Source organism: Ruegeria sp. HKCCD7559, from assembly GCF_013110575.1.
Taxonomy (GTDB): domain Bacteria; phylum Pseudomonadota; class Alphaproteobacteria; order Rhodobacterales; family Rhodobacteraceae; genus Ruegeria.
In genome coordinates this window covers 358,188-383,479 of record NZ_WVQU01000001.1, presented here as the reverse complement: position 1 = coordinate 383,479, position 25,292 = coordinate 358,188, and the positions used below count along the sequence as shown (strand labels likewise).

Below are 25,292 nucleotides of genomic sequence, written 5' to 3'. Positions count from 1 at the left end.
AAATGACCCGCGGCAGTTCCATTCCGCGGTCACTGTGACATTTAGGCATATATTTGTTAAAAAAAAGAGGGGCGGCGCATTTTTGTGATGACTCTTCACAATTAGCTGATTCCCGCTCATTCGTGATAGAGGATTGCCGGCCAGTTTTCTTCAGCCAACTCAATGTATTCTGCCTGATCCTGCTTCCAGATTTCTTCGATCTCGATCGAGTGTGTCAGGTACAGACGACCATCCACGACTTTCCAGGCCTTGGGGTCCGAGCTCTTCAGAACGCCCATCGCCATAGCATATGAACAATACCCGCCGAACTGCGGCGCGAAAGCACGGGGATTGCTTTCGAACAGCTCGCGGTTCTCCTGCGAGGTGAAATGCCACCGCGCCCCTTTCCACATCACGGAATTCTCGGGCATGCCCATGATCGGCGTAGAACCGTCGAAATAGGACACGGCGTCATACCCGGCCAACGCCACCCCTTCGGTGGCGTAGTAAACGGGCCTTTCCTGCGCATACGTGGCAGGCGCCAGAAAAAAAGCGCACAGCGCGCCAAGTGTGGAACGTCGGGTCAGCATTGCCATGTCAGAATCTGAAATCACTGGGGTATCAAGATGCAATTTTTTGCTGCATGCGGAACCCCTGTTGACGTGGATGTGAACGATCTTCACCCAAAAACGTTCAATCGAAAATGTCTTCGATCACATCCCAGGCTTCATCGAACACGCGCGAGAACATGCTCTTTTTCTTCTTTTTTCGCTTGGCCTTCCGCGGAGGGGCATGAGAAACCGCAGATCGCACTGTTTTGGCAGGCGCGGCCTTCCGCTTGGGCAGCATCTTCAGATCGTGCAAAGGTGCGCCACAACTGGAACAGCTCAGCTCGTGCCGTTCTTTGCCCCTCAGGACCAGCGCAGCCCGGGTCCCGCAATAGCAGCAGGTCGCAATTTTGGATGGACCGGAAATAGCGCTCTCCTTTTTTTGTCAGGGCCGGGATGCATATAAGGCGATTGCCGCCGCATTTGAGACATTCAGCGATCCGAATCCCCCGGCTGCGTCAATTTTCACCAATTGATCCACGGTTTCCTTCGTCTTTTGGCGCAATCCCGGGCCTTCCGCCCCCAGAACAAGTGCGACGGGGCGGTCCCGACCGTCGCTCAGCGCGCCTTCGATCGTTACCTCTGCTTCACCATCCAACCCAAGGACCAGAAATCCCATATTCTGTAGTTCAACAATTGTGTCGGCCAAGTTGCGCATCCGCAGATAGGGTTGACGCTCCAGCGCGCCGCTGGCGGTTTTTGCCAGGGCCCCGGTCTCGGGCGCGGAATGGTGGCGGGTGCCTATGACGGCACTGGCACCCAGAACTTCGGCCGAGCGCAGAATCGCCCCGACATTGTGCGGGTCCGTAACGCGGTCCAGAAGGATAACGCGTGGATTTTCCCGACCGATGCAATTTTCGGCCAGTCCGCCCCAATCCAACGGCTTTACCTCCAGCGCGGCACCCTGGTGTACCGAGCCTGCATCGATGGGCGCCGTAAACTTGCGCGGATCGGCCATCTCGGGCTCGATACCAGCGAATTCAATCGCTTCCGCCAGTTTGTCCCGCGCATTGCGCGTTACGATAAGGCGCAATTTCTGCCGATTGGGGTTCATCAAAGCGTCGCGAACTGCATGCAGACCGAACAGCCAAACGGTTTCAGCAGCCGCGGCCTTGCGCGCCTGCTCCTTTTCAACGACCCATTTGGGTTTCTTCATTTTTCAGGCCTCCGGGCCGGGAATTCGGTTTCCTGCGCCAAAGCGAAATTTTCCTGTTGACGCTCCTTTGGTGCGCTAGTAATCACGCCTCCACGTCAGGTGCAACGCCTGACAGTGGGCGACAGGCCGCAAGGTGTGGCAGGGGACTGTAACTCCCTCGCGGAGACGCACGCCTGGTTCGATTCCAGGGTCGCCCACCATCTTTCCCGTAGAATTCAAAGATGGCTAGAACGCATTGCCCGCGCGAGCTTATGTGCATGCTTATGCGCAATGATGGCTGCAAAGACTCGTAAAAGTTGCGAAACAGGGCACGGCCCGCTAGTCTGTTCACGTATTTGCGAGGGATTTGTTATGAGATTGATACTGGCGGCTATTGCCGTGTGTGTCGCAGGCGCGGCGAATGCGCTGACGATTACGTTTGATAATAATTTTCCAAATGATCCCCAAAGCGGCCTGACAACATATCAGGGAACCAGCCAAGGTTTCACCTTTGACTATGGTGCGGTCTACAATTTTGGAAATCAGATTAATTTCCATGATGACAACGGTGTGCTGTCAACCGTCGTGCAGGCCGTAAACGGGACGAAATTCACTGTGCAGTCCGTCGATCTTTGGGGGTTGTCACGTGTGTTCAAGACTGGATCCGGCCCTGCACCCGCACTTGGAACGCAGGCCTACAACCAGTGGCTCAAGGCGGGTACTGCAACAGTTCCAACCCTGACATTTTCGGGGCTTCTGAACGGTGCCACAGTTGCGACGCAGACGTTCGGACCTTCGGCTTTGAACACTTTTAGTTTTTCAAGTGGGTTCACGGCCATTGATCAACTTTTGATCACGCTGAACGTCCCCAACGCAGTCAAATTCCCCTTTGGCCTTGGGTCAAACACCGTTTGGTGCGACCAATGGTGTGGCGAATTCAACGTGGATAACCTGCAGGTTGCACCGGTCCCCCTGCCCGCAAGCGGGCTGCTTTTGATCGGGGCCGTTCTGGGCCTGTTCGGGTACCGCAGGCTTAAGACAACCTAGTTGCACCCAACATCAAAAAAACGGCGCTGATTGTTGGTCAGCGCCGTTTTTTGTTTCTTAACCAAGGGTTTGGAAGGTTCTATTCTGCCGCCGGGCGCAGTTCCGAGACCTTGTTGAACCACGCCTCGATTGCATCCAGATCCGCCGGAAGGGCTTCCGCTGCGCCATCCGCGAAAGTCTGGAATTTCTCTTCGTTCAAACCGTTCACGCCGACCAGCACCGGGATATCCATCGCCAGGGCTTCGCCGATCACAGGGCGGAATCCACGCCCATCGGATTCATGCTTGCCGAATTTGTTGATGATCAGCAATTGGGGCGCGCCCTCCAGCGAGGCAGTCACATATCCCACCGCCTGTTCCAGCGCTGCCGGGTCCAGACGGCAGCCGCGCGACTGGGTGCCCAGCGACTGCGAAATGCGGATGGTTTCACCGTCGGGAAGCACGCGCAAGTCCATATCGCATTTGCTGCTGTCGGCGCATTCCGTGTTTGTTTGCACGACACCGGCCAGTTTTGCTCCGGAGGCCAGCAGGCGGTCCGCAACGGCGCTCAGCAGGCGGTCCGTCGCGCCGCGATCGGTGGTGGTGACATAGGCCAGATGCATCTTGGACCTCTTGTAATTCGTTTGTGACGTTTCAAATAGCACGCATGACACCGCCCGGCCACTCCCTCGTTCACGGAAGCGGGGACAGGCCAATCACGGGAGCGTGCAGGTGAAGCAGAACCGCATAGGCGGCCAGCGCGGCCAGCCACACCCCGGGACGCGGCCAGGGACGCGGTGCGCGCAGTGAGAACCGCGCCGTGTTGCGGGACAAGCGGACCCATTCAAAGCCCATTTCCCGCGACTTGCGCCGGTCGACAAGGGCCATGCCCATGGCTGCAAAACCGGCAAACAGGCCGAACAGAATCACATGTGACAGGCTGCCATTGGCAAGAAGATGTGCCACCGCCCACAGCATCAGCGCGGCAAGGATCGGGTGTCGGGTGGTGCGCAGGATACCGGGCTGTTCTGGGTCAAAGGGCCGATTGCCCAGCCCTCCGAATGAGAACGGGTTCTGAATGATCAGCCCCGCAACAGCCAGCCAGCAGACCACCGGCATGATCAGAACCGGCGCCCAGCGCAAAACCGCAAATGGCGGAATGACCTCGACATAAGGAGCGTTGGCAGCGGCGATGATCAACCACGCCAGGACGGCCAGCGACAGAACCGAATAGGCCGTAAAATACCCCCGGCGTCCGAGTGTATCGATCAGCCGTCCGCGTATGGCGGGTCGCACCGGAATCGCGTGGCTGAGAAGGAATGTGACGAGCGCTGCAAGGAATAGGACCCAACCGGTCATGGTGATCTCCGCGTTATTGGGATCGGTCTAGATCAGGACGGCACTGGTATCCTTGTCCAAAATCAAGTTCGGCGCAGGGGCGGTGCATCGCCCCTGCCCTGTTTACAATCCAAGCGCCGCGCGGCGTTCTTCGGCAAACCCCTGCACGATGCGGTCGGCAATCAGCGCCAGAATCGCCATCGCGGCCCCGGCCGAAATGCCAAGCCCCACATCTGCCTGACCCAGCGCCAGATAGATCGACTGCCCCAGACCCGTGGTGCCAATGAGGGCGGCGATCACCAGCATCGCAAAGGCATAGAGGATGGTCTGGTTCAACCCCAGCAGGATCGTGGGCGCGGCATAGGGCGCGCGCACGTCGCGCATGATCTGCCACTCGGTCGCACCGCTTGAGATCGCGGCCTCCATCATCTCGTCCGGCGTGTTGACCAACCCGTGCCGCGTGTAGCGGATCATGGGCACGATCGCATAGGCGCAGATTGCCAGAAAGGCCGAGAACTCGCCGATCTGGAACACCATGAGAACCGGGATCAGGAACACGAACAGAGGGATTGTCTGCAACATGTCGCAGATCGGACGGACCACTTTCCACACCGGTTCCCAGACCGCGCTGGCAAGGCCGATCAGGCCGCCGACCACGGCACAGGAAAACACCGCCGCACCGCTGAGGTAAAGCGACAAGAGCGCTCTCTCCCACAGGCCCGAAACGAGGATGGTGCAAAGCAGCCCCACGCACAGCGCCGCCAGACGCCAGCCCCCCGCGACCCAGCCCAGAGCAGCGGCGCCGGTCAGGACAAAGGGCCACGGCAGGTTGGCAATGCCGGTTTCCAGCATTCCAATCAGGATCGTGACGATCAGACCACCCGTCAGCCGCCCACGCCATGCCATCAACAGCGCGATCCCGGCACCTGCGGCAAACAGGCCAAAGCTCATGCCCGCCGTCCACTGGAAGCCCCAGGTGAAGGGCAGCACCGCCTGATCCAGACCGATCCGCAAAGGCAGCAGCACATAGAAAAGTGAGTTGTTCTTGAGCGCATCCAACCATGGGCCATTGGCCTGAGTGAACGCGGTCAGGCCGCTGTCCACGGCCTCGGCCATCGGATCCAGCAAGGTCAGTTCGGATGGGTTCGGCAACCACGCCCAGAAGGCGGCGGTGAAGACCACGGCGAAACCCAACATCGCCCAGACAACCCGGCTGTCATAACGTTTGCGCTCGGTCGCCAAGGTGCCGCTCATGCGATCTATGACGACGGCAAAGACCACGATGACCAGACCCGCCATCAGAGATTCCCCGAACTGCGCCTTGCGCATGGTCAGCAGAACCTCCCAGCCGATATCGTTGAACCCACCGATGACGGCGGCAATGATGACCATGGACAAGGCCGCCATCAGACACTGGTTCACACCGACCATGATCTGCGTCGTGGCGGCGGGAATTTCGACCTGAAACAGTTGCTGAAAACGCGTGCCACCGGACATGATGGCGGCCTCTTTGATCTCGGGCTCCACCCGTTCCAGCCCCAGCATCACGTTGCGCGCCATGGGCGGCGCAGCATAGATGGCCGAGGCGATCAGACCGACAACCGGGCCAAAGCCAAAGAGCAGCAACAGTGGTGTCAGATATGCGAAGGTCGGCACCGTCTGCATGACATCCAGAACCGCCTGAACGAAGGATTTCACCCGCGGCACCTCGTTGGCGAGGATGCCGATGCCACCACCCAGCATCAACGCCACCGGAACGGATACTGCGACCAAGGCCAGAGTGTTCATGCTTTCAGCCCAGTAACCCGACGCCAGAACAAAGCTGAGGCCCAGAAAGCCCAGCGCGGCCATGGGCAAACCGCCCAGATACCAGCCCAGCGCGGTCACGATCCCGATCAGAATGGGCCATGGTGTGTTACCAAGAACGAAATTCGCCCAGTTCATCGGATAGGTCATCAAATCCGAGAACAACCGCATCGCCGGTTTGATCAGGTTCAGAAACCAGTCCAGAAACGTGCCCACCCATTGGGTTGCAGGCAGTTCCCACGCGGCGGGCCATTTGACCAGCCATGGGGCGATGCCCTCGAGTGCAAGGCAAACCGCACCGACGACAACCGTGATCAGGGCGGCCTTGGCGCCTGCCGTCAGCCGCGCGCCGTGCTGCGTCGGAACCTCAGTTACGGCAGTCATGTTTCGTCCACCTGAAGCGCGGCAGCCAGATCGGAAGGGTGCACCGTGCCAACGACATTGCCATCGGCATCCCGCACCGGCACGGGTTCATAAAGTTCCATGCAATGGGCCAGGGCCGCGTCCAGTGTCATCGATGTGGTCAGGCCGGGATCGTCCGGGCCGCACTCTGCCTCGTTTCGCATGACCGAGGCGACCTTGGCATGCTGCCCCTTGGCGACGTCCTTCGAGAATTCGCGCACATAGTCATCGACGGGTCGCAGGACGATATCCGTGGGCGTGCCGATCTGCACGATCTTGCCGTCCCGCATGATGGCAATACGGTCAGCCAGCTTAAGCGCTTCCTGAATATCGTGGGTGATGAAGACGATCGACTTCTTCAACGTCGCTTGAATGCGCAGGAATTCATCCTGCAACTGGCGACGGATCAGTGGATCAAGCGCCGAGAACGGTTCGTCCAGAAACCAGATGTCAGGGTTTACGGCAAGACTGCGGGCGATACCCACCCGCTGCCGCTGCCCGCCGGAAAGTTGTCGCGGGAAGCTGTCTTCGCGCCCTTCCAGACCGACCAGCGAAATCACTTCCTGCGCGCGGTCCAGCCGTTCCTTTTTGCCCACGCCCTGAACGCGCAGAGGATATGCGACGTTTTCAGCAACGGTCATGTGGGGGAACAGGCCGAAATGCTGGAACACCATGCCCAGTTTTTTCCGGCGCAGCTCGGTCAGGGCCTTTTTTGAGGCGCCGATGACATTTTCGCCGTCCACCCGAATCTCACCGCCTGTGCCGGGCAGCAGCTGCGAAATGCAGCGGATCAGCGTGGATTTGCCCGAGCCCGACAGGCCCATGATGACGAAAAGTTCACCTTCCTGAACTTCGAAATTGGCATCCTGAACGGCGGGGATCAGCCCCTGTTCGCGAAGGGCGACGGCAGCCTTGTCGGCGTCATTCCCTGACCGAGACAGCGCGTCGGTCAGGGCTTTGTCAGCGCCCGGGCCAAACACCTGCCAGAGATTCCGGCAGGCAATGGCTGGCACAGTCGTGTCAGTCACCTAAGTGGCTCACTTGGTCGCCGCGTCGACAACAGGACGCCATTTGTCTTCGTTCTCGGCCATCCATGCGGCGACAACTTCTTCGACCTGACCGCCGTCGACATCGATCGCGCCCATCATCGGCTGCTGGTCTTCGACCGCCAGTTGATAGTTGGACAGGATCTCATAGGCGGCCGGCCACTTTTCTTCCAGGCCGCTCCAGCCGGCTTTGAAGATGCGCGATGGCGAAAAGTCGCAATCGTTTACCGCGTTCGGGTTCGGACCCCACGCCGGATCGTTAAAACATGCCTCTTCACCTGCGGGCAATTCAACGAACTGCACGTCATAGGCAGACATCGCCCAGTGCGGCTGCCAGAATGTGATCAGCAGCGGCGATTTACGCTCGGTCGATGCGCGAAGTTCAGCGATCAGGGCACCTTCGGAACCGGCGGGGACAGCCTTGAACGGCAGCTCAAGGCCAGTCATGCGATCCGCACCAGGCGTGCCCCAGTCGGCCGGATAGTCGACCAGACGGCCACCGGGCAGAGTTTCCGCCGTGGCGAACACCTGCGCGCAGTCTTTCAGCGCTTCCCACGCAGGCAAGCCGGGGCACAGATCAGCGACATGCGCCGGGTATGCGATACCTTCCTTGGCATCCAGGCCAAGATCGCCGATTTCGACAACCGTGCCTTCCTCGATCTTCTTTGCATATTCATCCGAAACATTGGACGACCAGATTTCAAGCGTCGCGTCGATGTCTCCATCGGCCAGCGCCTGGAACTGGTTCATCATGCCTGCGGTCACATATTCCACGTTATAACCGGCGGCCTTGAGCATCTCACCCGCCACATGCGTGGTTACGTGCTGACCGGTCCATTCGTTGATCGCCAGTTTGATCGGCTCGTCCACGGCCCCCATATCCGCCGCATGCGCCGCACCGGCAACGGTCAGGGCCATAAGGCTTACACTCAGTTTTTTCATGGATTTTCTCCCTGTCTTATTTGTTTTGCCCACCCCGGCAGGGGTTTCCCGCCGGTGTCTTTGTCTGATGACAATACCATGCCGCAACATGCACAAATTTGGTCGGAAAAGGAAAGTGATCAGTTTGTAACAGCGCGGCTTTCTTGCCGCTGAAGCGTTGATTTTTTCCCGCAGGCGCCGCAAGGACCCCAGCCCAACCCGCCATTATCCCCCGCCCCGGGGCACGGAATGTTGACTGACGAGTCAATCACAAACCGTTTTAAACCCGTTTGTCGAGCATTTCTTTGACAGTTCAGTGTTTTTCTTGTTCGGGCCGAGTTTCATTTCCGGTCAAGTGGCTTTCGAACACCGAAAATTCCCATTGCAAAAGGAAGGCAAAACAAAACACTCTTCCTAAGACAGCTTTGAGGTTGGGTTCATGCGTTCATTTGACGAGATCTTTGATATTGCCGCCTCTCGCCACGGTGGGATCGAAGCCTTTGAAGCACAGCTGAACAAGCCCAAAAGCCACGAAGAACTGGCGGCGATGCCCGACGACCGGTGGCTATCGATCATCACGAAATGCGTCTTTCAGGCCGGTTTCAACTGGAAGGTCATCGAAAACAAATGGGATGGATTCGAGGCCGCCTTTGACGGCTTCGATGTGGGCCGGTGTGCGTTCATGGATGATGAAAAGTTCGATTCCCTGCTGCAAGACACACGCATTGTCCGCAATGGAACCAAGATCGCAGCAGTGCGGGACAACGCGGCGTTCCTTTTGGAACTGCGCAACGAAGGCGGCGCGGGCCAGGTTCTGGGGGGCTGGCCCTCTGATGACTATGTCAACCTTCTTGCCATGCTGTCCAAACGCGGGTCTCGTCTTGGCGGGGCTTCGGCGCAATATGCGATGCGTTTTGCGGGCCGCGACAGTTTCATCCTGTCGCGAGACGTCACCGCCCGTCTGATCGCCGAGGGCGTGATCGACAAGCCCGCTACGTCGAAAAAAGCCATGGCGGCGGTACAACGGGCCTTCAATTCCTGGATGGATCAATCCGGGCGGTCTTTGACGGAAATCAGCCGGGTTCTGGCCATGAGCCTGTGAAAACCGTTTGCGGATCGCAAGCAGAGGACTAGGATTCACCTCATGGTTCTGCGCGTATTCCTGTGTGCTCTTTTATTGCTGTCCTCTTGCGGCCGTCCGTTGACAAAGCAAGAGCGCGACTTTGCGGATGCCATTCAGGGCGAGACCCTGAATCTGGACAGCGTGCGATTGGTCCAAGGCGCGCCGGTTACCAATGTGACGTATTTCCGCGAAGAGCGGCCACGTCTGGCCTGCCGCGAGCGCATCCTTCCTCCGGTAGAACCCGGGCCGGTGACCGGCAGGCCAGCCGCCGTGGCCCTGTTCAACAAGGTCTATTTTGCGCGCGACTGGTATCTGGAAGACTACATGTCCGATTTTCCGGATCAGATGAACCTGGTGGCCGCGATGCTGCTGGCCCATGAACTGACGCATGTCTGGCAGTGGCAGAATCGCCGGACCACCGGTTACCACCCGTTGCGAGCAGCGGCGGAACATGGTGGGCGCAGCGACCCGTATCTTTTTGACCTCGAAACCTCGCCGGACTTCCTGTCCTACGGGTTTGAACAGCAGGGCGCCATCGTTGAGGAATACGTTTGCTGCCGTGCGCTGGACCCTCAGGCCACCCGAACCAAACGGCTGCACAGGATGCTGAGTGCGCATTTTGATCTGTCCCCGCTTCCGCAAAAAGGGCGTGAGCGCGCGATCTTGCTTCCCTGGAGCGAGGCCGAGATCGACGGGATTTGCAGCGGAACCTATATCTTCTGAAGTGTTTCCAGATAGGCCACCAGATCCACGATGGGCTGGCTCGTCAGAATTGGCTGACCCTGCGGCGTTTTCATGGATGTGTCCTGCCCGTCAAAATAAGGACCATAAACCGGCATAGGGCTACCATGGCTGACCAGCGGATCCCGACCATCAATGCGGGCGACAACGCGGGCAGTCGGGAACACGCCCTCTTCGTTGGACAAAGCGGTCAGATCACTTGGTTGAACCACCAGCACGGCTGCCATCGGACCCTGACCCATCGCATCGATTCCGTGGCAGGTCGCGCAATGGTGCATATAGAGTTCCTCTCCGGTCTTCGCGTCCTGAGCCCAGGCGGCCTGCGAGGCAGCAGCCGAAACCCCAAGAACCATTACACTGATTGTTGCCTTGAACATCGTATCCTCCTGCCTGGATTGGCATTTGCAGGGTTGCCCGATGACCGTCTTGGCGCAATGATCCAGATCAACGAAAAAGGTACAGAGGTTTCGGGCAATGACACAATACGCCGCCATCATGCTGGCCGCCGGATTTGGAATTCCGATCCTGGCCGCGCTCAACGCGGCGCTGGGAAAAGTCATCGGGTCGCCAACTGCGGCAGCTGTTGTGCTGTTTGCCATTGCCTTCGCCGCCTCCGCCTTGGTCATGGCGCTGTTTCCCGGATTTGCGGCCCTGTCCAAGGTTGCCAATGCGCCGAAACACCTGTTGCTTGCAGGTGTCCTGATTGCTTTCTATGTCCTGTCGATCACCCATGTCGCACCACATTTCGGGGTGGGCAATGCAGTGTTCTTTGTGCTGCTCGGGCAATTGATCAGCGCTGCGGCCATCGACCATTTCGGCCTGTTCGGCGCACAGGTCGAACCGCTTACGCTTATGCGGATGGGCGGGATCGCCGTCATGGCCATTGGCGTTGCGATCACTCAACTGGCCTGAGCACCCCGCCCTCAAGCCGGACCATCCGGTCCATGCGCGCTGCCAGGTCAAGATTGTGCGTTGCTATCAACGCCGACAACCCTTCGTCCCGCACCAGCTTCATCAGTGTTTCAAAGACCTGATCCGAGGTTTCGGGGTCCAGATTACCCGTCGGTTCATCCGCCAACAAAACACGCGGCGCATTCGCCAAGGCCCGGCAAAACGCCACCCGCTGCTGTTCCCCACCAGAGAGTGCGGCGGGGCGATGGCTGGCGCGTGCGGCCACGCCGACACGGTCCAGCAGATCCAGCGCTCGGGCCTGTGCGGCCTTGTCCGGTACACCATTGGCCAGTTGCGGCAGGGTGATGTTTTCTAAGGCCGTGAATTCCGGCAGCAAGTGGTGGAATTGATACACGAACCCGATATCCTGCCGACGCAGTGCGGTTCTGGTCCGGTCGCCCTTGCCCGATACGTTCTGCCCGCCGATTTCAACGGTTCCTTCGTCGGGCATGTCCAGCAGACCAGCAATATGCAGAAGCGTTGATTTACCTGCCCCAGAGGGCGCAACCATCGCTACGGCCTCACCCGCGCGCAGATCCAGATCAACTCCGCGCAGAACCCGCACCTCGCCCGGTTTGCCTTTCAGATAGGTCTTGGTCAGACCTTTCAGACGCAATGTGACATCATTCATAGCGCAACGCCTCGACCGGGTTCAGCCGCGCCGCTCGACGGGCAGGGAAATAGGTGACGACAAAGGACAGGCCAAGCGACAGGCCGATCGCCTTGAGCACGTCGCTCAGATGCAGCTCGGCGGGCAAGGCATAGATGCCCCGGATCGACGGATCCCAGACGCCGCCGCCCATCACGTAATTCACGAAGGAAAAGATCGGATCGATATAGATCGCAAAAAGGCATCCCAGGATGACCCCCATTGCCGTTCCGATCAGGCCGGTAAAAGCGCCGCAGATGAAAAAAACACGCAGAACCGACCCTTCGCTCAGGCCAATGGTACGCAGGATGCCGATGTCGCGCCCCTTATTTTTGACCAGCATGATAAGGCCCGAAACGATATTCATCGCGGCGATCAGAACGAGGATTGAAAGGATGATGAACATCACGTTGTCTTCAACTTCCAATGCCCGCAGGAACCCACCGGATGCATCCTGCCAGGTCCAGATCTGGCTGCGCTCGCCCGATGCTTCGAGAATCGAAATCAGGATCGGGCCCAGGTCTTCGGGGTTGTCCACCATCACTTCGATTTCATCGGCCACACCTTCGCGATTGAAAAAGCCCTGCGCCTGCGAAAACGGCATGTAGACGCGGGTGCGGTCGATGTCATAGCGCCCGGCCGAGAACACATAGACAACGCGATAGGCATTCACGCGGGGCGACGTACCAAAGGCGGTTTTGACGCCGTTGGGCGACGTCAACTTGACGACATCCCCGACCGTTGCCCCGATGCTGCGCGCCACGCCTGAACCAATTGCGATCACATCCTCACCCGCCTGGAATTCAGACAAGTCCCCCACAGCCTGCTCTGCCTGGGCAATTCCGGGCAGATCACGCAGATCGTCGGGTCGGATTCCAAACACCTCGACCCCGCTGCTGCGGTCGCGGTTGGTGATCAGTACCTGCCCCTTTACCAAGGGAGCCGCGCGTTGAACACCGGGCACTTGCGCGACCCGGGCCGCGCGTTCCTCAAAGTCGGCGATTGTGCGATCCACCCGCCCCTGCGCATCAATCTCGCCTGACGAATAGACCGTCACATGCGCGTTGGCGCCCAGAATGGTGCCAACAAATTCCGAACGGAAGCCGGACCGGACCGCCAATGTCGCGATCAGGGCAAACACTGCCAATGTGATCCCGATCAGAGAAATCCAGGTCATCACACTGACGCCGCCCTCGGCCCTGCGGGCCCGCAGATAACGCCATGCGATTTTCCATTCAAAAGGGGCAAAGGGCGGGGGTGTCTTGGCCATGCCTGCTCCGGGGTGTTCATGTTCGCGGGGACAGTTTCGACATTTCACCCGATGGTCAAGCCGGTTGTCATTCCGAACCCGTTCCTCAGCCTGAACGAGCCGAATCAATCCGGTTGCCCAGCACTGTGGCTGGGCCAAACGGATGACTTGGAATTCTGGCGCTACACCATGAGTTGTGAAGCGCATCACAGACAAACTGGTATTGTTTCATATATGAAGTTAATCGTCGCGCTTTGTGAGCTCCTGAATCGAAAAGGCAACAATGGGCGCGAAATTTTATTACTCTTTTTGATTATTTTCAGAAACTTTGTCACCCTGTATGTGGGGGAACACATTTAAGGAGCGGGGGTCGCTCAATGAATTTTCAAATTTCAACCAACGGTGCGGGGGTTATTCCGTCTCGCCAAGCATCAAAAGAACTGGATTGTGAAACAGCGGCGCTGCTGCGTGCGGCCATTCGGCCGATCTTTGCCAGCGCGGCAAGCTGGGGCAACTTGACTGATATCCTGAAAGACAAAGGGTACCGTCTGGTTTTCCGGCAAGGACGTCTGTGTATCACGGATCGCACTACGGACGCGCGGGTTTGCGGGTTGCGATTTCTGGGTCTTGAGTTTCGCGACCTGGTCAACCGGCTGGGCCGTCCGATCGTGGTCGCACGCGGCGATGGCGCCAACGGCGACATCCTTGCAACGCGCCCGACGGCAGACCAAGACTGACGTCTGAACCAATCAAATTGGTCAGTTCACATTTGGTGGCCAAGCCAATCGCATGGCCACCTTCGCGAAATGGATCTGTGTTGCGTGACAGCAAGACCCGTCACCGGTGACGGTGCTCAGGCAATCTGCTGGTAGATTTCAGCAACTTTGGTAACGGCCGCCTCGGGGCTCAGTTCCTCGCTTTCACCGGTCCGGCGGCAAGTCAGTTCAACGACACCATTCTTCAGGCCACGCGGCCCGACCGTGATCCGCCAGGGCAGACCAATCAGATCCATGGTCGCAAACTTGCCCCCTGCCCGTTCATTGCGGTCATCATAAAGCGGCTCCAGCCCCAAGGCAGTCAGAGCATTGTAGATTTTGTCACAGGCCGCATCCGCTTCTTCATCGCCCTGCTTCAGGTTCACGATGCCGCAATGGAACGGGGTCACGCCCTCGGGCCAGATAATGCCTTTGTCGTCATGGCTGGCCTCGATGATTGCGCCGACCAGACGGCTGACGCCGATCCCGTGGCTGCCCATATGCACCGGAACCGGTTTTCCATCCGGGCCCTGCACGGTGGCGCCCAGCGGCTCGGAATACTTCGTGCCGAAATAGAAGATCTGCCCAACTTCGATACCACGCGCCACGCGGCGGCGTTCTTCGGGGATCTGATTGAACAGCGCCTCGTCATGCGTTTCATCCGTGCGCGCGTATTTCGAGGTGAACTCTTCCAGGATCGCCTGACACTGTTCGCGGCTGTCATAGTCAATCTCACGATCACCAAAGGTCAGATCGGTGACGGCGCTGTCATAGAAGACCTCGGATTCACCAGTGTCAGCCAACACCAGGAACTCATGGGTGTCATCGCCGCCGATGGGCCCCGAATCCGCGCGCATCGGGATCGCCTGAAGGCCCATACGCTCGTAGGTGCGCAGATAGCTGACAAGATGGCGGTTATAGGCGTGCAGCGCATCTTCCTTGGTGAGGTCGAAGTTGTAGCCGTCCTTCATATAGAACTCGCGCCCTCGCATCACACCGAAACGCGGGCGGATTTCGTCGCGGAACTTCCACTGGATCTGATAGAGGGTCAGCGGAAGGTCTTTGTAGCTGTTCACGTGACCGCGGAAAATATCGGTCACCAGTTCTTCGGCCGTGGGCGTGAAAAGCATGTCCCGGTCATGCCGGTCCTTCATGCGCAGCATTTCCTGCCCGTAATCGTCATAGCGGCCGGATTCGCGCCACAGATCCGCCGATTGGATGATGGGCATCTGGATCGCGATGTGACCAGCCCGGGCCTGTTCCTCGTGGACGATGTTTTCCAGCTTGCGCAGCACTTTGAAGCCCAGCGGCAGCCAGGAATAAATCCCCGCAGAAGCCTGCTTGATCATCCCGGCACGCAGCATCAGCCGGTGGCTAACGATCTGGGCCTCGGACGGGTTTTCCTTGAGAACGGGCAGAAAGTAACGGCTGAGGCGCATGAACGATCCTATTTGTCTAGCGAAAGCCCGAATGCTCTACGCGATCCACAAAGGCTAGGCAAGGCGCCGCATCATTCAGGCTTGCGCAGCAAATAAGTGTAATAGTTGCACGAACCAAAGAACGTGCCTTCCCACGCGGCTGTTTTCTGACCTTCGGCCCATTTCAAGGCGGTCTCGGCGTCGATTGCGCCTGCCTGAATGCAGGGGCCGACATAGGCGTCGATCATGTTTCCGAAAAACGAGGTCTGGCCAGCCTCGGCCAGCAATTCCGGGATGAAACCGGAAACTTCCAGCCCCGTCTGCCGGGCCAGGAACGGAAGATGCCGCAGAACGAACGGATTGCCGACCACCGTCTGCAAGATCGCGTTCACCGCCATCGCGTTGGCGTCAGGGTCGCCAGCGCCGATCGTCAACGACGCATAGTCGCCATCGAAAATGGCGATCGTGCCGCCGGGCCGCGTCAGTCGCGCGGCTTCCTCCAGCATCGCCGCCGGGTCCACCACATGGCTGATCACCGTATGCGCGATGACGATATCAAAGCTACCTTCGCCGTCACCGGTGTTCCGGGAATCCGCAACCTCGTACCGTATGCGCCCCGCCAACCCCGCAGCGTCCGTCTTTTCCATTGCGACCTTGATCAGTTCCGCCGCCAGATCCGACCCGACAATCTCGCACTCCGGGCCGACCCGGTCGGCCAGCGCCCGCGTCACGACGCCCGTGCCACAGCCCAGATCGACGATGCGGCGGCACGAGGCCCAGTCGAGCCGGTCGAAATAGCGTTCGCGCATTTTTATGAAATCCGGCATTTCGCCGCGAAATTCCAGACGGTCCGCAACGACGCGAACCGTGTCTTCCCCCTGTTGATCCAGGCTCTGATAGATGTCGGGCACTGCTTCGTCCCCCAAGGCAGGGCGTCAGTATAGCACGTTTCGGCCCGGTACGTCGGCTCTCTGCGCTGGCGGGCTGTGAATGCGACGCCCGGCAATGGCGCGTTTGCGACCCGAGGTCAGTCGGGTTTTTGATTGACCCGCCAATTGGGAATTTCAATTGTGACGGGAACACCAACCCCAGGAGGCACTGTTGCAGACAATTCAGGAACCCGCCCGGCAGATACCTGTCATCCACCAGACCGATATTCTGGTCGTGGGCTCTGGCCCGGCCGGGTTGGCAGCAGCGCTGGCAGCGGCCCGTGCAGGCGCAGACGTGTCGCTGGTTGACCGGTTCGGCTGTATGGGCGGCAACATCACTGCCGTCGGCGTCGAAGGATTCGCCTGGTACCGGCACGAGCAAACCGTCGAGGCCGGCGGCATCGGGATGGAGTTCGAAACCCGCGCCAAAGAAATGGGCGCGGCGGTGCCCGAAAGCCAGTCGCTCAGTTATGAACTGGACAGCGAAGGGTTCAAGCTGGTGGCGGACAAGTTGGTCGAAGAGGCGGGTGTTCACCCGATGCTGCACCGGCAATTCGTCGCCCCCATCATGGAAGGGGACCGGATCACTGGCATCATCACCGAATCCAAGGCCGGGCGCGAGGCGATACTGGCCAAGGTGGTAATCGATGCCACCGGTGACGCCGATGTGGCCCATCGGGCGGGGGCCCCGACGCACAAAACCGCTCGGGAGGACATGATGGCGGCGTCTGTCATGTTCCATCTGGCCGGGGTGGACAAGCGCGCCTTTATCGAGGGCGTCAAGGCCGACCCGCAGACCTACAAGGACTGGGGCGGCGGTGGTGAGTGGAACATCGAAACCAGCGGCAAAGAGGACGACATGTTCTCGCCCTTCGTGCACAAGCCCTTCCAGCAGGCCATCGATCAGGGGCTGATCCCGCCGCATCTGAATACCATTGCCGGCACCTGGGGCGCGATGCATGACACGGGCGAGCTGACCTACATGAACCTCATCCATCTGGCCGAGATTGATGGGACCGACCCCGACAGCCTGACACGTGGCGAGATCGAAGGCCGCCGTCAGACCATGCTGGCCATCGAGGCGCTGCGCCGGTTCATGCCGGGATGCGAAAACGCGCGGCTTCGGAATTTCGGGATGACCATCGGTATCCGCGACACCCGCAAGATCGATGCGGTCTACAACATGACCGAAAACGACGCCCGCCATCAGGGCCGGTTCGAGGACACGATCGGCATCTATCCCGAATTCATCGACGGCTATGGCATTCTGATCCTGCCGACCACGGGGCGGTACATGCAGGTCCCCTACCGCTCGATGCTGCCCAGGGGCGTCAAGGGCCTGCTGGTCGCCGGGCGGTCGCATGGCGCGGACCGGGTGGCCCATGCCGCCACGCGCAACATGGCCTGCTGCGCCGTCATGGGCCAGGGCGCGGGAATCGCCGCAGCGGTATCATTGAAAAGCAATCAGGAGCTGGACCAGCTGAATCTGGCACCTGTTCACGCGGAACTGCAACGTCAGGGGGTCAGGATTCACTGATGGACAGAATTCCGACCATAGACATCTCCCCGCTGTCCGATCCCGGCAGCGCAGCCTTTGCCGCAACGGTACAAGGCATAATTGAGGCCTGCACAGGAATCGGGTTTCTGTCCATCACCGGGACAGGTGTGTCCCAGCAGACAGTGAATCACGTCCGTCAAACCACAAGAGAGATCTTTGCCATCAATGAATCCCGCAAATGGGATCAGGCCATCACGCGCAAGAATTATCGCGGTTATATCCCGATGGGTTTATTCACACCGAATGACGGATCCGGCAAGGCCGACAAATACGAGGGTTACAAGCTGCACCACGAGGTTGCCGCCACCGACCCTGTGCGCTCTGAATGTGCCCTGTACGGCCCAAACCTGTGGCCCGCCGAAGTTCCCAGCGCCAAAGAGGTCATCCTGGATTATTGGCGTCAATTGGATCAGGTCACTGATGTGTTGTTGGGCGCGTTGGAATCCGGCCTGAACTTGACCTCTGGCATTTTGCGCGACGCGTTCCGCAATCCGATGACCAATATGACATTGCTGCACTATCCCCCGCAGGCCGCGGAAGAAGCGGGCTATGGCATCCATCCGCACAAGGATACGGACGCACTGACCATCATCGCGCCCGATCCGGTGGGCGGGCTCGAGGTGCAGACCCGCAGCGGCAAGTGGATTTCACCAGACTGCCCACTCGGTGGTTTCGTGGTGAATATCGGCGACATGCTGGAACTTTGGTCAGGCGGGCGATTGAAATCCACGCCACATCGGGTGGTCAACCGGTCGGGCAAGGAACGGTATTCTTTCCCTTATTTCGCCGTACCCCGCCATGACGTCATTGTTGAACCATTGTTGCCCGCCCTGCCCGGTTTCGACCGTCCGGCGGTTCATTGCGGCCACTGGTCGGCAGAAATCTGGCGCACCAACTGGCCCGATGAAGCCGCAGAAGAAGACACCCCTGAACTGGGGACGTTGCACGATTGAAGCGGGCAAAGCCCCTGCCCATGAAGCGCTTGCATCATGGGCTTTGATGCGCCAAGAACGCCTGCAAGTGCCTGAACAAGGGGATCACGATGGCTTTGCCGGTAAAGGATCAGCTGAGATACTGGGGCGTCGCCGCGGCGGTTTTTGTTTTGATCCTCTGGGCTTTGGGGGATGTCCTGCTGCCCTTCGTCATAGGCGGAGCAATTGCGTATTTCCTTGATCCCGTTGCGGATCGGCTGGAGCGGTTGGGCCTGTCGCGCATCGCAGCCACAGCCGTCATCACCGTCATCGGGATTTTGGGGTTTATATTGGCGATCCTGATGGTCGTGCCCGCCCTGATTACCCAGTTGCTGGATCTGATCGACGTTCTGCCAGACCTGTTCAAGCAATTGCGCGGGTTCATTGAAAAACAATTCCCGTCGCTGCTGGATCGGGAATCAAACACTCATCAGATGCTGGTGTCCTTCGGCGACATGCTGAAATCCAAGACCGGTGATGTTCTGCAAACGGTTCTTGCCTCACTTGGGTCTGCGATAAACATTGTTGTCCTTCTGGTGATCGTGCCCGTTGTGGCCGTTTACCTGCTGCTGGACTGGGATCGCATGGTCGCTCGCATCGGAGAGCTCCTGCCGCGTGATCATGCCCCCACCATCAGGCGGCTGGCCGGTGAGATTGACGCCGTGCTGGCCTCTTTCGTGCGCGGGATGGGAACGGTCTGCCTGATCCTAGGTACCTACTATGCCGTCGCGCTGATGCTTGCCGGTCTGCAATTCGGCCTGATCGTGGGGTTCATCGCGGGGCTGGTCACGTTCATCCCCTATCTGGGCGCCCTGATCGGAGGCTCATTGGCCATCGGGCTGGCGCTGTTTCAGTTTTGGGGAGATTGGGCACATGTCGGACTGATCGCGGGGATCTTTGCCATCGGACAGGTCACCGAGGGGAATTTCCTGACACCCAAACTGGTAGGCAGCTCTGTCGGGCTGCACCCGGTCTGGCTGCTGCTGGCGCTGTCGGTCTTTGGGGCCTTGTTTGGCTTTGTCGGCATGCTGATCGCCGTGCCCGTGGCCGCAGCATTGGGCGTGCTGGCCCGATTTGCCACATCGCTGTACCTGGACAGCCGACTTTATACCGGTCTTGAACGTCAGGATCAGGAAACCGAGTAAATGGCCCGACAACTCAGCTTTGATCTGCCCGCCAAAACTGCGCTCGGGCGAGAGGACTTTTTTGTGTCGCCTGCCAATGCCTTGGCCGTGGCGATGATCTCGGCCACATCCTGGCCGGGAAACAAGCTTGTTCTGACCGGTCCGGCTGGCGCGGGTAAAACCCATCTGGCACATGTCTGGGCCGCGGAAACCGGCGGGCGCATCATTCAGGCCGCCGATTTGCGGTATGACGACGTGCCGGATCTGGCACGCAGGCCGATTGCCGTCGAAGACGTGCCCATGATCGCCGACGATGCCGACCAGCAGAAAACGCTGTTTCACCTGCACAATCTGGTTCTGGCCGAGGGGAACGCCCTGCTGATGACGGGTCGGCTGGCCCCGAAGTTCTGGGAATTGCCACTGGCCGACCTGCAAAGCCGGGTCGAAGGCGCCCATCACGTGGCGCTGGATCCGCCCGACGACGCGTTGCTGGGTGCGGTTCTGGCCAAACTGTTCGTAGATCGGCAGCTGAACCCCGGCCCCGAGGTAATCGCCTATCTGGTCAAACACATGGATCGTCGATTTGAAACTGCGGCCGACGTAGTGGCGCAGCTGGATCAATTGGCCCTTATGGAAAAGCGCGACATCACCCGTTCCCTGGCCGTGCGGGTTCTGAACATGAGCCCGGACGAGATCGAGACCAATGATTGACCCGCTGACGTCAATTTCGCATCCTCAAACAGAACAATCTGGAAGGCACATGGATCAGACCGTCGAAACCGATATCCCGGATTGGGGAACAATCGGAAAGCCTCTGTTTGACAAACCGGACGCACGGGCGCTGTCGCGCGTCGGGGTTGTCGATGTCGGGTCGAACTCGGTCCGGATGGTCATTTTCGACGGGGCGGCCCGATCACCGGCTTATTTCTACAATGAAAAGGTCATGTGCGAACTGGGGGCGGGCCTATCCGAAACCGGACGGCTGAACCCGCGAGGCCGCAAACGTGCCCTGGCGGCATTGCGGCGCTTCCAGCACCTGGCAATGGATCTGGATTTGCCCGGTTTGCATGTTGTCGCCACCGCTGCTGTGCGCGAAGCCTCGGATGGGCCCGAGTTCTGCGATCAGGTGCAGGCTGAAACAGGTTTGCAAGTGGCCATCATTGACGGTGACGAAGAAGCCCGCCTGTCGGCACAGGGTGTCCTGTTGGGATGGCCCGGAGCTTATGGGCTGATCTGCGATATTGGCGGATCGTCGATGGAATTGGCCGAAATCGGCGGTGGTCAGGTCGGCCGCCGCGTGACCTCGCCGCTTGGGCCGCTGAAACTGCGTGACATCAAAGGCGGGCGGCGCGCGCGAAAAGCGCATATCAAGGAAACGATGGAGGATCTGCGCAATCAGATGGGCCAGCAGCGGGATCGTTTGTTTTTGGTCGGCGGCAGCTGGCGTGCCTTTGCGCGGCTGGACATGCTGCGGCGAGGCTATCCGCTGAACGTTCTGCATGAATACCGCATGACCACCAAGCAGGTGCGCGAGACGATCAAATACATCGAGAAACACGATCATGAAAAGCTGCGTACTCAGGCCGGCGTGTCCAGTTCGCGCATGGCGCTTATCCCTTATGCGATGGATGTTCTGGCGCGGCTGATCCGCACGTTCAAACCCAAAGATATCGCCATCTCGAGCTATGGTATCCGCGAGGGGTTGCTGTATGAGCAGATGCCGCAGGAAGTGCGCGACCGCGACCCGCTGATCGAAGCCAGCCGGTTCTCGGAAGCCAAGGACGCGCGCCTGCCAGGATTTGGCAGCAATCTCTATGATTTTGTCATCCCGCTGTTCAGATCCGCACCGCCCAGCAGGGTGCGCCTGATCAAGGCGGCCTGCCTGCTGCACGATGTAAGCTGGCGCGCACATCCCGATTATCGGGCCGAGGTGTGTTTCGACAACGTCACGCGCGCCAATCTGGGGGGCCTGAAGCACTCCGAGCGTGTTTTCATCGGATTGGCACTGCAACACCGCTATCGCAACAAACGGGAAGGCAACCGGTTCTCTCGGCTTTACGAATTGCTGGATGAGAAAAGCCAGAAACAGGCCGAAATTCTGGGCAAGGCCATGCGCTTTGGCGCGATGCTGTGGATGCACAAGGACGCCAATATGGGGCGCCTGAAATTCTATCCTAAAAAGCGGGAGTTGGAGCTATACCTGCCCGAAGCAGCAGCCCCCCTGTTCAGCGAAGTTGCCGAAGCGCGCCTGAATTCACTGGCGAACGCCCTGAAATCCGATACGCGCGTGATCATCAAGGGCTGACCATCGATCCGATCAGATATCAGTTGCCCCTTCGGGCAATTCTTCACTTTCATTTTCAGGCTCTGGCGGATCCTCGGCCTGTTTCCTTCGGATGATGATATCGCCATTGGGCAAGATCTTGGGCGCTTCATAAGCGCTCCAATCTTTGATCTCGGCCCCCAGCTCGGCCAGTGCGGGGCCCATTTCCCGCAAGAACGACTGCATTGCCGGGCCAAACTCATCCGCAAGGCCCAGCAGATCATCCAGCGCCGGTTCCATCTCCTTGCGCAGACCTTCGAAAAACAGCTCGGCCCCCTGCTCCATCAGGGATTTGCTGTTGTCTTCCTGCGAAAGGGCGGGCGCGGCGATGCCGGCAGTGATTATGCTGATCAGCAAAACGTGTTTCATACCTAGTATATAGCGCCCCAGCCGCAGGCGTGAAAGGTCACAGGTCGATGTCCAGTGTGACTGGGAAGTGATCCGACGCCGTCAGCAGCGCCTGTCGCAGGTCCGGTGCGGACCAACAGGCCGCGTCGCGAAACGGATGCCAAATGCGCCAGGCCGGGCGGTATGCACGCAGATCCTGTGTAATCATTATGTAATCCAGAAGAGCCTCGAGAAACCTGCCTTCTTCCGGGCGGGCAAAGCGCGCCGTGGAGGGTATCGATCCCGGCCGAAAACCATGAGCCGTCACCGCGTGCGGGTCGAACAACCCTGCCTCCAGCAAAATCTCGACCGAAGAGCGGCCGAACAGATGCTCGAACTCATCCAGCCCGGGACCGTCGTTCAGGTCTCCCAGCAGAATGGCGGGTTCCTGGCTGGCAACGTGCATCTCGACCCGCCTGGCAAGCCAGACCGCCTGCGCCAGTTGCTTGCGGCGGTTGGCAATCGAGATCCGGATCGCCTCGTCCCGCGACCCGGCCCCATGCGGAGCCTTGGATTTCAAATGAGCTCCGATCAGCCGGACGTCGTGGCCCGATTGCGTCGTCACCGCCAGTTCCATCGGTGGTTTGGAAAACCGCACCACATCCTCGGTCGCATCAATATCCAGATCGATTCTGAACGCACCATCGAACCGGGGGGCCAAGGGGTCGTCGATGTCACCCTTGGGATCATGACGCACGGTAAGAATGGTCCTGTCGTAGAGCAGCGCCAGCTCTTGATGGGTGTCGTTGGCAAACCCCATCACAGCGTCAGAGATGCGCAGATCGAACGCCTCGGCAAAGGTTTGCAGGGCCCGCACCGTATTCTGGCGTTTGCCGGTGTTCGGAGCCTCGACAATCAATACCGCATCCGCGTCAATCGCGGTCAGCACTTTTGCGATCGCCTCGACCTGTTGCGCCTTGGTGACATTATGCCGACCGGACCAGGTGTCATCGACAATCAGATGGTCGTTTTGATCAAAAAGATTGGCAAACCATTCGATATTGTAGGTCGCCAGCCGCATCCTGTCAGGCCCGCGCGCCGTTGATCTCATCCCAGGCGCGGTTGATGTCGATCATCTTTTTCTCGGCTAGTCTGATCGCCTCTTCCGGGACACCGCGCGCCATCATGGCGTCCGGGTGCGTTTCGCGGACCAGCCTTCGCCAGACTTTGCGGATATCGGGCAAAGGCATGTCCTGCGGCACACCCAGAACCGTGTAAGGATCCTTTGGCGCATCCGGCACGAACCGTGCCCGCAATGCTTTGAATTGAGCGTCGGACTGCCCGAATATCTTGCTCACTTCCTCCAAGAACGCGTTCTCATTGGGGTGGTAGAACCCATCGGCCATGGCGATGTGAAACAGCCCCTCCATCAGATCGCAAAGCGTGGTGCTGTCTTCGGCGAACATCCGGGCGATCTTGCGGGCATAGTCCTGATACCCCGCCACATCCGTGCGCGCCATGTTGAAGACCCGCGCAGCATCTTCTTCGTCTTCGCGCGCGATCTGGAACACATCGCGGAAGGCAGTGACTTCATCTCGTGTCACCTGGCCGTCTGCCTTGGCCATTTTTGCGCCCAGGGCAATCACCGCAATCGTGAACGCCACCGATCGTTCCGGAGGTGTTCGCAGCTTTTCAAAAACTGCGGCTAGGCTTTCGCCTTGGGCCAGCGCGCTGAGCGCATCGGATATGCGGGTCCAGATCGACATGGGCGTACACTAGCGTCACAATTCGGGACTGTCAGGTGCGACAGATCATTCAGGTGAAAGAATTTTCTGCATCAGCACAAGATCCAGCCATTGACCCCATTTGAACCCAACTTCGGGCATGCGACCAACCTGTGAAAAGCCCAGCGCCGCGTGAAACGCCACGGCGCCCGGATTGGCCGAGGAAATGCCTGCGACCAGCACATGCACCCCGTCGGTTCTTGCGGCCGCCTCAAGCGCCTGCATCAAAGCACGCCCAACGCCTTTTCCGCGCGCGTCCGGTGACAACTGGATCGAATGTTCGCGCGTTTGCGCGTATCCGGGGCCCGCGCGAAACGGGGCATAGGTGGCAAAACCAACAACTTGCTCATCATGTTCGGCGACTAGGAATCCAGTGCCCCGCTTCGTAATATCCTCGGTGATTTGCGTTGTGCTGCGCTCATCGGTCGTGAAGGTGATCAAGGACTCACGAATGATCGCATTGGTAATCCTGGCGATTTCGGGCGCATCCGCCGCCATGGCCGGGCGAATGATCATTCCAGCACCCGGACCCCATGAGGCGTCTCGAACTCCGCCCTGAGCGCGGCCGGGCCGGTGTCGAACACCACCTGATCCAATACACCAAGATGTCTGGCCAGCGTCAACGCATCCGGGTGGTACACAACCAAACGCCGCAGCCGACAGCCGCTGTTTTGCAGCATGTCGGCCGGGTGAAGATCGCCCTGCCATTCGATAAGGGCGGGAAACTGGTTGTCGAACGGCAAGCGCCCGGTTGATGGAACCGCCATGCGCCACCGCAGCGCGCCCCGGGTCAGGTCGATCGGCTCTCCGGTGCCATCGGGGAAGATCGACAGTGTGGCCTCGATATCCTCGACCCGGCATATCCAGTTCGTCAAACGCGGGCCGCCCTGAAAACTGTCCAGATCGAACCATCGCGGCCTGCCCGGAGGGTGCGCCTGCGGATCGATGGAAATCGCTTCCAGATAGAGCCCATCCCTAAGACCCAGCAGCCTGTTATGTGTCCCGAATTTTTCGTGTTTCCCACCGGGTTGCAGCGCAACGCCAAGCGCCTGTTCGATATGCGCAGACGCTTCTTCAAGCGTTTCGCCCGCGACGGCCAGATGATCCAGTAACATGTGCCACCTCCTGCA

Annotated in this window: 29 protein-coding genes and 1 tRNA gene; 12 read left to right on the top strand and 18 right to left on the bottom strand. The window is 59.2% G+C overall.

Annotated features, from left to right (window positions below):
• Positions 1 to 116: 116 nt before the first annotated feature.
• From GS605_RS01910 to rlmB, 3 genes are all read right to left on the bottom strand, one after another.
• Entirely contained in the window at positions 117 to 575 is a 459-nt protein-coding gene (locus GS605_RS01910) for a YHS domain-containing (seleno)protein (RefSeq protein ID WP_171630946.1), read from the bottom strand.
• Positions 576 to 672: 97 nt separating this feature from the next.
• Positions 673 to 954 carry a hypothetical protein gene (locus GS605_RS20985; RefSeq protein WP_371732231.1) on the bottom strand — a complete coding sequence of 94 codons (282 nt, stop codon included), beginning with the start codon at positions 952 to 954 and terminating at the stop codon, positions 673 to 675.
• A gap of 18 nt (positions 955 to 972) precedes the next feature.
• The gene (gene rlmB, locus GS605_RS01905) at positions 973 to 1,743 is read right to left on the bottom strand and encodes a 23S rRNA (guanosine(2251)-2'-O)-methyltransferase RlmB (protein WP_171722899.1); all 771 of its coding nucleotides are present in this window, start codon (positions 1,741 to 1,743) and stop codon (positions 973 to 975) included.
• Positions 1,744 to 1,859: 116 nt separating this feature from the next.
• Here rlmB and GS605_RS01900 point away from each other — a divergent pair.
• A tRNA-Tyr gene (locus tag GS605_RS01900) sits at positions 1,860 to 1,943 on the top strand.
• Positions 1,944 to 2,094: 151 nt separating this feature from the next.
• On the top strand, positions 2,095 to 2,769 hold the full coding sequence (locus GS605_RS01895; protein ID WP_171722898.1) for a VPLPA-CTERM sorting domain-containing protein: 675 nt from the start codon (positions 2,095 to 2,097) through the stop codon (positions 2,767 to 2,769).
• 79 nt (positions 2,770 to 2,848) lie between these two features.
• Here GS605_RS01895 and GS605_RS01890 read toward each other — a convergent pair whose 3' ends face one another.
• From GS605_RS01890 to GS605_RS01870, 5 genes are all read right to left on the bottom strand, one after another.
• Entirely contained in the window at positions 2,849 to 3,370 is a 522-nt protein-coding gene (locus GS605_RS01890) for a DUF2478 domain-containing protein (RefSeq protein WP_171114871.1), read from the bottom strand.
• A 70-nt stretch (positions 3,371 to 3,440) separates the two neighbouring features.
• Positions 3,441 to 4,106, bottom strand: coding sequence for an NnrU family protein (locus GS605_RS01885; protein WP_171722897.1), 666 nt, complete (start codon positions 4,104 to 4,106; stop codon positions 3,441 to 3,443).
• A gap of 102 nt (positions 4,107 to 4,208) precedes the next feature.
• Positions 4,209 to 6,275, bottom strand: a complete 2,067-nt coding sequence (locus GS605_RS01880) for a proline/glycine betaine ABC transporter permease (RefSeq protein WP_171722896.1) — start codon at positions 6,273 to 6,275, stop codon at positions 4,209 to 4,211.
• Positions 6,272 to 7,321, bottom strand: coding sequence for a glycine betaine/L-proline ABC transporter ATP-binding protein (locus GS605_RS01875; protein ID WP_171630931.1), 1,050 nt, complete (start codon positions 7,319 to 7,321; stop codon positions 6,272 to 6,274). The genes GS605_RS01880 and GS605_RS01875 overlap by 4 nt, the downstream gene beginning before the upstream one ends.
• A gap of 9 nt (positions 7,322 to 7,330) precedes the next feature.
• Positions 7,331 to 8,281: an ABC transporter substrate-binding protein gene (locus GS605_RS01870; RefSeq protein WP_171630927.1), complete on the bottom strand. Its 951-nt coding sequence runs from the start codon at positions 8,279 to 8,281 to the stop codon at positions 7,331 to 7,333.
• A 418-nt stretch (positions 8,282 to 8,699) separates the two neighbouring features.
• Between GS605_RS01870 and GS605_RS01865 the strand changes: the two genes are divergently transcribed.
• Positions 8,700 to 9,362 carry a DNA-3-methyladenine glycosylase I gene (locus GS605_RS01865; RefSeq protein WP_171722895.1) on the top strand — a complete coding sequence of 221 codons (663 nt, stop codon included), beginning with the start codon at positions 8,700 to 8,702 and terminating at the stop codon, positions 9,360 to 9,362.
• 42 nt (positions 9,363 to 9,404) lie between these two features.
• Positions 9,405 to 10,106, top strand: a complete 702-nt coding sequence (locus GS605_RS01860) for a hypothetical protein (RefSeq protein ID WP_171722894.1) — start codon at positions 9,405 to 9,407, stop codon at positions 10,104 to 10,106.
• Here GS605_RS01860 and GS605_RS01855 read toward each other — a convergent pair.
• The gene (locus GS605_RS01855; protein ID WP_171722893.1) at positions 10,094 to 10,501 is read right to left on the bottom strand and encodes a cytochrome c; all 408 of its coding nucleotides are present in this window, start codon (positions 10,499 to 10,501) and stop codon (positions 10,094 to 10,096) included. The genes GS605_RS01860 and GS605_RS01855 overlap by 13 nt on opposite strands.
• Positions 10,502 to 10,598: 97 nt before the next feature.
• On the opposite strand from GS605_RS01855, the gene GS605_RS01850 reads away from it, so the two are divergent.
• A complete protein-coding gene (locus tag GS605_RS01850; protein WP_171630917.1) occupies positions 10,599 to 11,036 on the top strand; it encodes a DMT family transporter in 438 nt (145 codons plus the stop codon).
• On the opposite strand, the gene GS605_RS01845 is transcribed toward GS605_RS01850, so the two are convergent.
• Both GS605_RS01845 and GS605_RS01840 read right to left on the bottom strand, forming a co-directional pair.
• A complete protein-coding gene (locus tag GS605_RS01845; RefSeq protein WP_171722892.1) occupies positions 11,020 to 11,706 on the bottom strand; it encodes an ABC transporter ATP-binding protein in 687 nt (228 codons plus the stop codon). The two genes, GS605_RS01850 and GS605_RS01845, sit on opposite strands and share 17 nt — an antisense overlap.
• The gene (locus GS605_RS01840; RefSeq protein WP_171722891.1) at positions 11,699 to 12,994 is read right to left on the bottom strand and encodes a lipoprotein-releasing ABC transporter permease subunit; all 1,296 of its coding nucleotides are present in this window, start codon (positions 12,992 to 12,994) and stop codon (positions 11,699 to 11,701) included. Before GS605_RS01840 ends, GS605_RS01845 begins: the two co-directional genes overlap by 8 nt.
• An 18-nt stretch (positions 12,995 to 13,012) precedes the next feature.
• Between GS605_RS01840 and GS605_RS01835 the strand changes: the two genes are divergently transcribed.
• Both GS605_RS01835 and GS605_RS01830 read left to right on the top strand, forming a co-directional pair.
• On the top strand, positions 13,013 to 13,333 hold the full coding sequence (locus GS605_RS01835) for a hypothetical protein (RefSeq protein ID WP_171722890.1): 321 nt from the start codon (positions 13,013 to 13,015) through the stop codon (positions 13,331 to 13,333).
• A gap of 17 nt (positions 13,334 to 13,350) precedes the next feature.
• Positions 13,351 to 13,710: a hypothetical protein gene (locus GS605_RS01830; protein ID WP_152458705.1), complete on the top strand. Its 360-nt coding sequence runs from the start codon at positions 13,351 to 13,353 to the stop codon at positions 13,708 to 13,710.
• 116 nt (positions 13,711 to 13,826) lie between these two features.
• On the opposite strand, the gene proS is transcribed toward GS605_RS01830, so the two are convergent.
• Positions 13,827 to 15,167 (bottom strand): proline--tRNA ligase, encoded by a 1,341-nt coding sequence (proS, locus tag GS605_RS01825; RefSeq protein WP_152458706.1) that lies wholly within the window; start codon positions 15,165 to 15,167, stop codon positions 13,827 to 13,829.
• A 71-nt stretch (positions 15,168 to 15,238) separates the two neighbouring features.
• Entirely contained in the window at positions 15,239 to 16,057 is an 819-nt protein-coding gene (locus GS605_RS01820) for a methyltransferase domain-containing protein (RefSeq protein WP_171722889.1), read from the bottom strand.
• Positions 16,058 to 16,247: 190 nt separating this feature from the next.
• Between GS605_RS01820 and GS605_RS01815 the strand changes: the two genes are divergently transcribed.
• From GS605_RS01815 to GS605_RS01795, 5 genes are all read left to right on the top strand, one after another.
• A complete protein-coding gene (locus GS605_RS01815) occupies positions 16,248 to 17,612 on the top strand; it encodes an FAD-dependent oxidoreductase (RefSeq protein ID WP_371807720.1) in 1,365 nt (454 codons plus the stop codon).
• Positions 17,612 to 18,586: an isopenicillin N synthase family oxygenase gene (locus GS605_RS01810; RefSeq protein WP_171722888.1), complete on the top strand. Its 975-nt coding sequence runs from the start codon at positions 17,612 to 17,614 to the stop codon at positions 18,584 to 18,586. Before GS605_RS01815 ends, GS605_RS01810 begins: the two co-directional genes overlap by 1 nt.
• Before the next feature lie 89 nt (positions 18,587 to 18,675).
• Positions 18,676 to 19,749, top strand: coding sequence for an AI-2E family transporter (locus GS605_RS01805; RefSeq protein ID WP_171722887.1), 1,074 nt, complete (start codon positions 18,676 to 18,678; stop codon positions 19,747 to 19,749).
• Positions 19,750 to 20,439 (top strand): DnaA ATPase domain-containing protein, encoded by a 690-nt coding sequence (locus GS605_RS01800; protein WP_171722886.1) that lies wholly within the window; start codon positions 19,750 to 19,752, stop codon positions 20,437 to 20,439.
• 49 nt (positions 20,440 to 20,488) lie between these two features.
• A complete protein-coding gene (locus tag GS605_RS01795; protein WP_171630901.1) occupies positions 20,489 to 22,033 on the top strand; it encodes a Ppx/GppA family phosphatase in 1,545 nt (514 codons plus the stop codon).
• Positions 22,034 to 22,045: 12 nt separating this feature from the next.
• Here the strand turns inward: GS605_RS01795 and GS605_RS01790 are convergent, their stop codons facing one another.
• The 5 genes from GS605_RS01790 to GS605_RS01770 are packed head-to-tail and all read right to left on the bottom strand — an operon-like array spanning position 22,046 to position 25,277.
• Entirely contained in the window at positions 22,046 to 22,408 is a 363-nt protein-coding gene (locus tag GS605_RS01790; RefSeq protein WP_371807719.1) for a hypothetical protein, read from the bottom strand.
• Between the two features lie 49 nt (positions 22,409 to 22,457).
• Positions 22,458 to 23,459, bottom strand: coding sequence for an endonuclease/exonuclease/phosphatase family protein (locus tag GS605_RS01785; RefSeq protein WP_171722884.1), 1,002 nt, complete (start codon positions 23,457 to 23,459; stop codon positions 22,458 to 22,460).
• A 4-nt stretch (positions 23,460 to 23,463) separates the two neighbouring features.
• Positions 23,464 to 24,144: a molecular chaperone DjiA gene (locus GS605_RS01780; protein WP_171114829.1), complete on the bottom strand. Its 681-nt coding sequence runs from the start codon at positions 24,142 to 24,144 to the stop codon at positions 23,464 to 23,466.
• A gap of 45 nt (positions 24,145 to 24,189) precedes the next feature.
• On the bottom strand, positions 24,190 to 24,678 hold the full coding sequence (locus tag GS605_RS01775; protein WP_171722883.1) for a GNAT family N-acetyltransferase: 489 nt from the start codon (positions 24,676 to 24,678) through the stop codon (positions 24,190 to 24,192).
• Positions 24,675 to 25,277 carry a VOC family protein gene (locus GS605_RS01770; RefSeq protein ID WP_171722882.1) on the bottom strand — a complete coding sequence of 201 codons (603 nt, stop codon included), beginning with the start codon at positions 25,275 to 25,277 and terminating at the stop codon, positions 24,675 to 24,677. Before GS605_RS01770 ends, GS605_RS01775 begins: the two co-directional genes overlap by 4 nt.
• Between the last annotated feature and the right edge of the window lie 15 nt (positions 25,278 to 25,292).

Excerpts from the sequence above, each read along its gene's own strand:
- GS605_RS01850 (WP_171630917.1), top strand. The coding sequence starts at position 10,599 with ATGACACAATACGCCGCCATCATGCTGGCCGCCGGATTTGGAATTCCG.
- GS605_RS01795 (WP_171630901.1), top strand. The coding sequence starts at position 20,489 with ATGGATCAGACCGTCGAAACCGATATCCCGGATTGGGGAACAATCGGA.
- GS605_RS01895 (WP_171722898.1), top strand. The coding sequence starts at position 2,095 with ATGAGATTGATACTGGCGGCTATTGCCGTGTGTGTCGCAGGCGCGGCG.
- rlmB (WP_171722899.1), bottom strand. The coding sequence starts at position 1,743 with ATGAAGAAACCCAAATGGGTCGTTGAAAAGGAGCAGGCGCGCAAGGCC.
- GS605_RS01855 (WP_171722893.1), bottom strand. The coding sequence starts at position 10,501 with ATGTTCAAGGCAACAATCAGTGTAATGGTTCTTGGGGTTTCGGCTGCT.
- proS (WP_152458706.1), bottom strand. The coding sequence starts at position 15,167 with ATGCGCCTCAGCCGTTACTTTCTGCCCGTTCTCAAGGAAAACCCGTCC.
- GS605_RS01835 (WP_171722890.1), top strand. The coding sequence starts at position 13,013 with ATGTTCGCGGGGACAGTTTCGACATTTCACCCGATGGTCAAGCCGGTT.
- GS605_RS01770 (WP_171722882.1), bottom strand. The coding sequence starts at position 25,277 with ATGTTACTGGATCATCTGGCCGTCGCGGGCGAAACGCTTGAAGAAGCG.
- GS605_RS01805 (WP_171722887.1), top strand. The coding sequence starts at position 18,676 with ATGGCTTTGCCGGTAAAGGATCAGCTGAGATACTGGGGCGTCGCCGCG.
- GS605_RS01845 (WP_171722892.1), bottom strand. The coding sequence starts at position 11,706 with ATGAATGATGTCACATTGCGTCTGAAAGGTCTGACCAAGACCTATCTG.
- GS605_RS01890 (WP_171114871.1), bottom strand. The coding sequence starts at position 3,370 with ATGCATCTGGCCTATGTCACCACCACCGATCGCGGCGCGACGGACCGC.
- GS605_RS01800 (WP_171722886.1), top strand. The coding sequence starts at position 19,750 with ATGGCCCGACAACTCAGCTTTGATCTGCCCGCCAAAACTGCGCTCGGG.
- GS605_RS01810 (WP_171722888.1), top strand. The coding sequence starts at position 17,612 with ATGGACAGAATTCCGACCATAGACATCTCCCCGCTGTCCGATCCCGGC.
- GS605_RS01885 (WP_171722897.1), bottom strand. The coding sequence starts at position 4,106 with ATGACCGGTTGGGTCCTATTCCTTGCAGCGCTCGTCACATTCCTTCTC.
- GS605_RS01880 (WP_171722896.1), bottom strand. The coding sequence starts at position 6,275 with ATGACTGCCGTAACTGAGGTTCCGACGCAGCACGGCGCGCGGCTGACG.
- GS605_RS01840 (WP_171722891.1), bottom strand. The coding sequence starts at position 12,994 with ATGGCCAAGACACCCCCGCCCTTTGCCCCTTTTGAATGGAAAATCGCA.
- GS605_RS01775 (WP_171722883.1), bottom strand. The coding sequence starts at position 24,678 with ATGATCATTCGCCCGGCCATGGCGGCGGATGCGCCCGAAATCGCCAGG.
- GS605_RS01860 (WP_171722894.1), top strand. The coding sequence starts at position 9,405 with ATGGTTCTGCGCGTATTCCTGTGTGCTCTTTTATTGCTGTCCTCTTGC.
- GS605_RS01785 (WP_171722884.1), bottom strand. The coding sequence starts at position 23,459 with ATGCGGCTGGCGACCTACAATATCGAATGGTTTGCCAATCTTTTTGAT.
- GS605_RS01910 (WP_171630946.1), bottom strand. The coding sequence starts at position 575 with ATGGCAATGCTGACCCGACGTTCCACACTTGGCGCGCTGTGCGCTTTT.
- GS605_RS01830 (WP_152458705.1), top strand. The coding sequence starts at position 13,351 with ATGAATTTTCAAATTTCAACCAACGGTGCGGGGGTTATTCCGTCTCGC.
- GS605_RS01780 (WP_171114829.1), bottom strand. The coding sequence starts at position 24,144 with ATGTCGATCTGGACCCGCATATCCGATGCGCTCAGCGCGCTGGCCCAA.
- GS605_RS01870 (WP_171630927.1), bottom strand. The coding sequence starts at position 8,281 with ATGAAAAAACTGAGTGTAAGCCTTATGGCCCTGACCGTTGCCGGTGCG.
- GS605_RS01865 (WP_171722895.1), top strand. The coding sequence starts at position 8,700 with ATGCGTTCATTTGACGAGATCTTTGATATTGCCGCCTCTCGCCACGGT.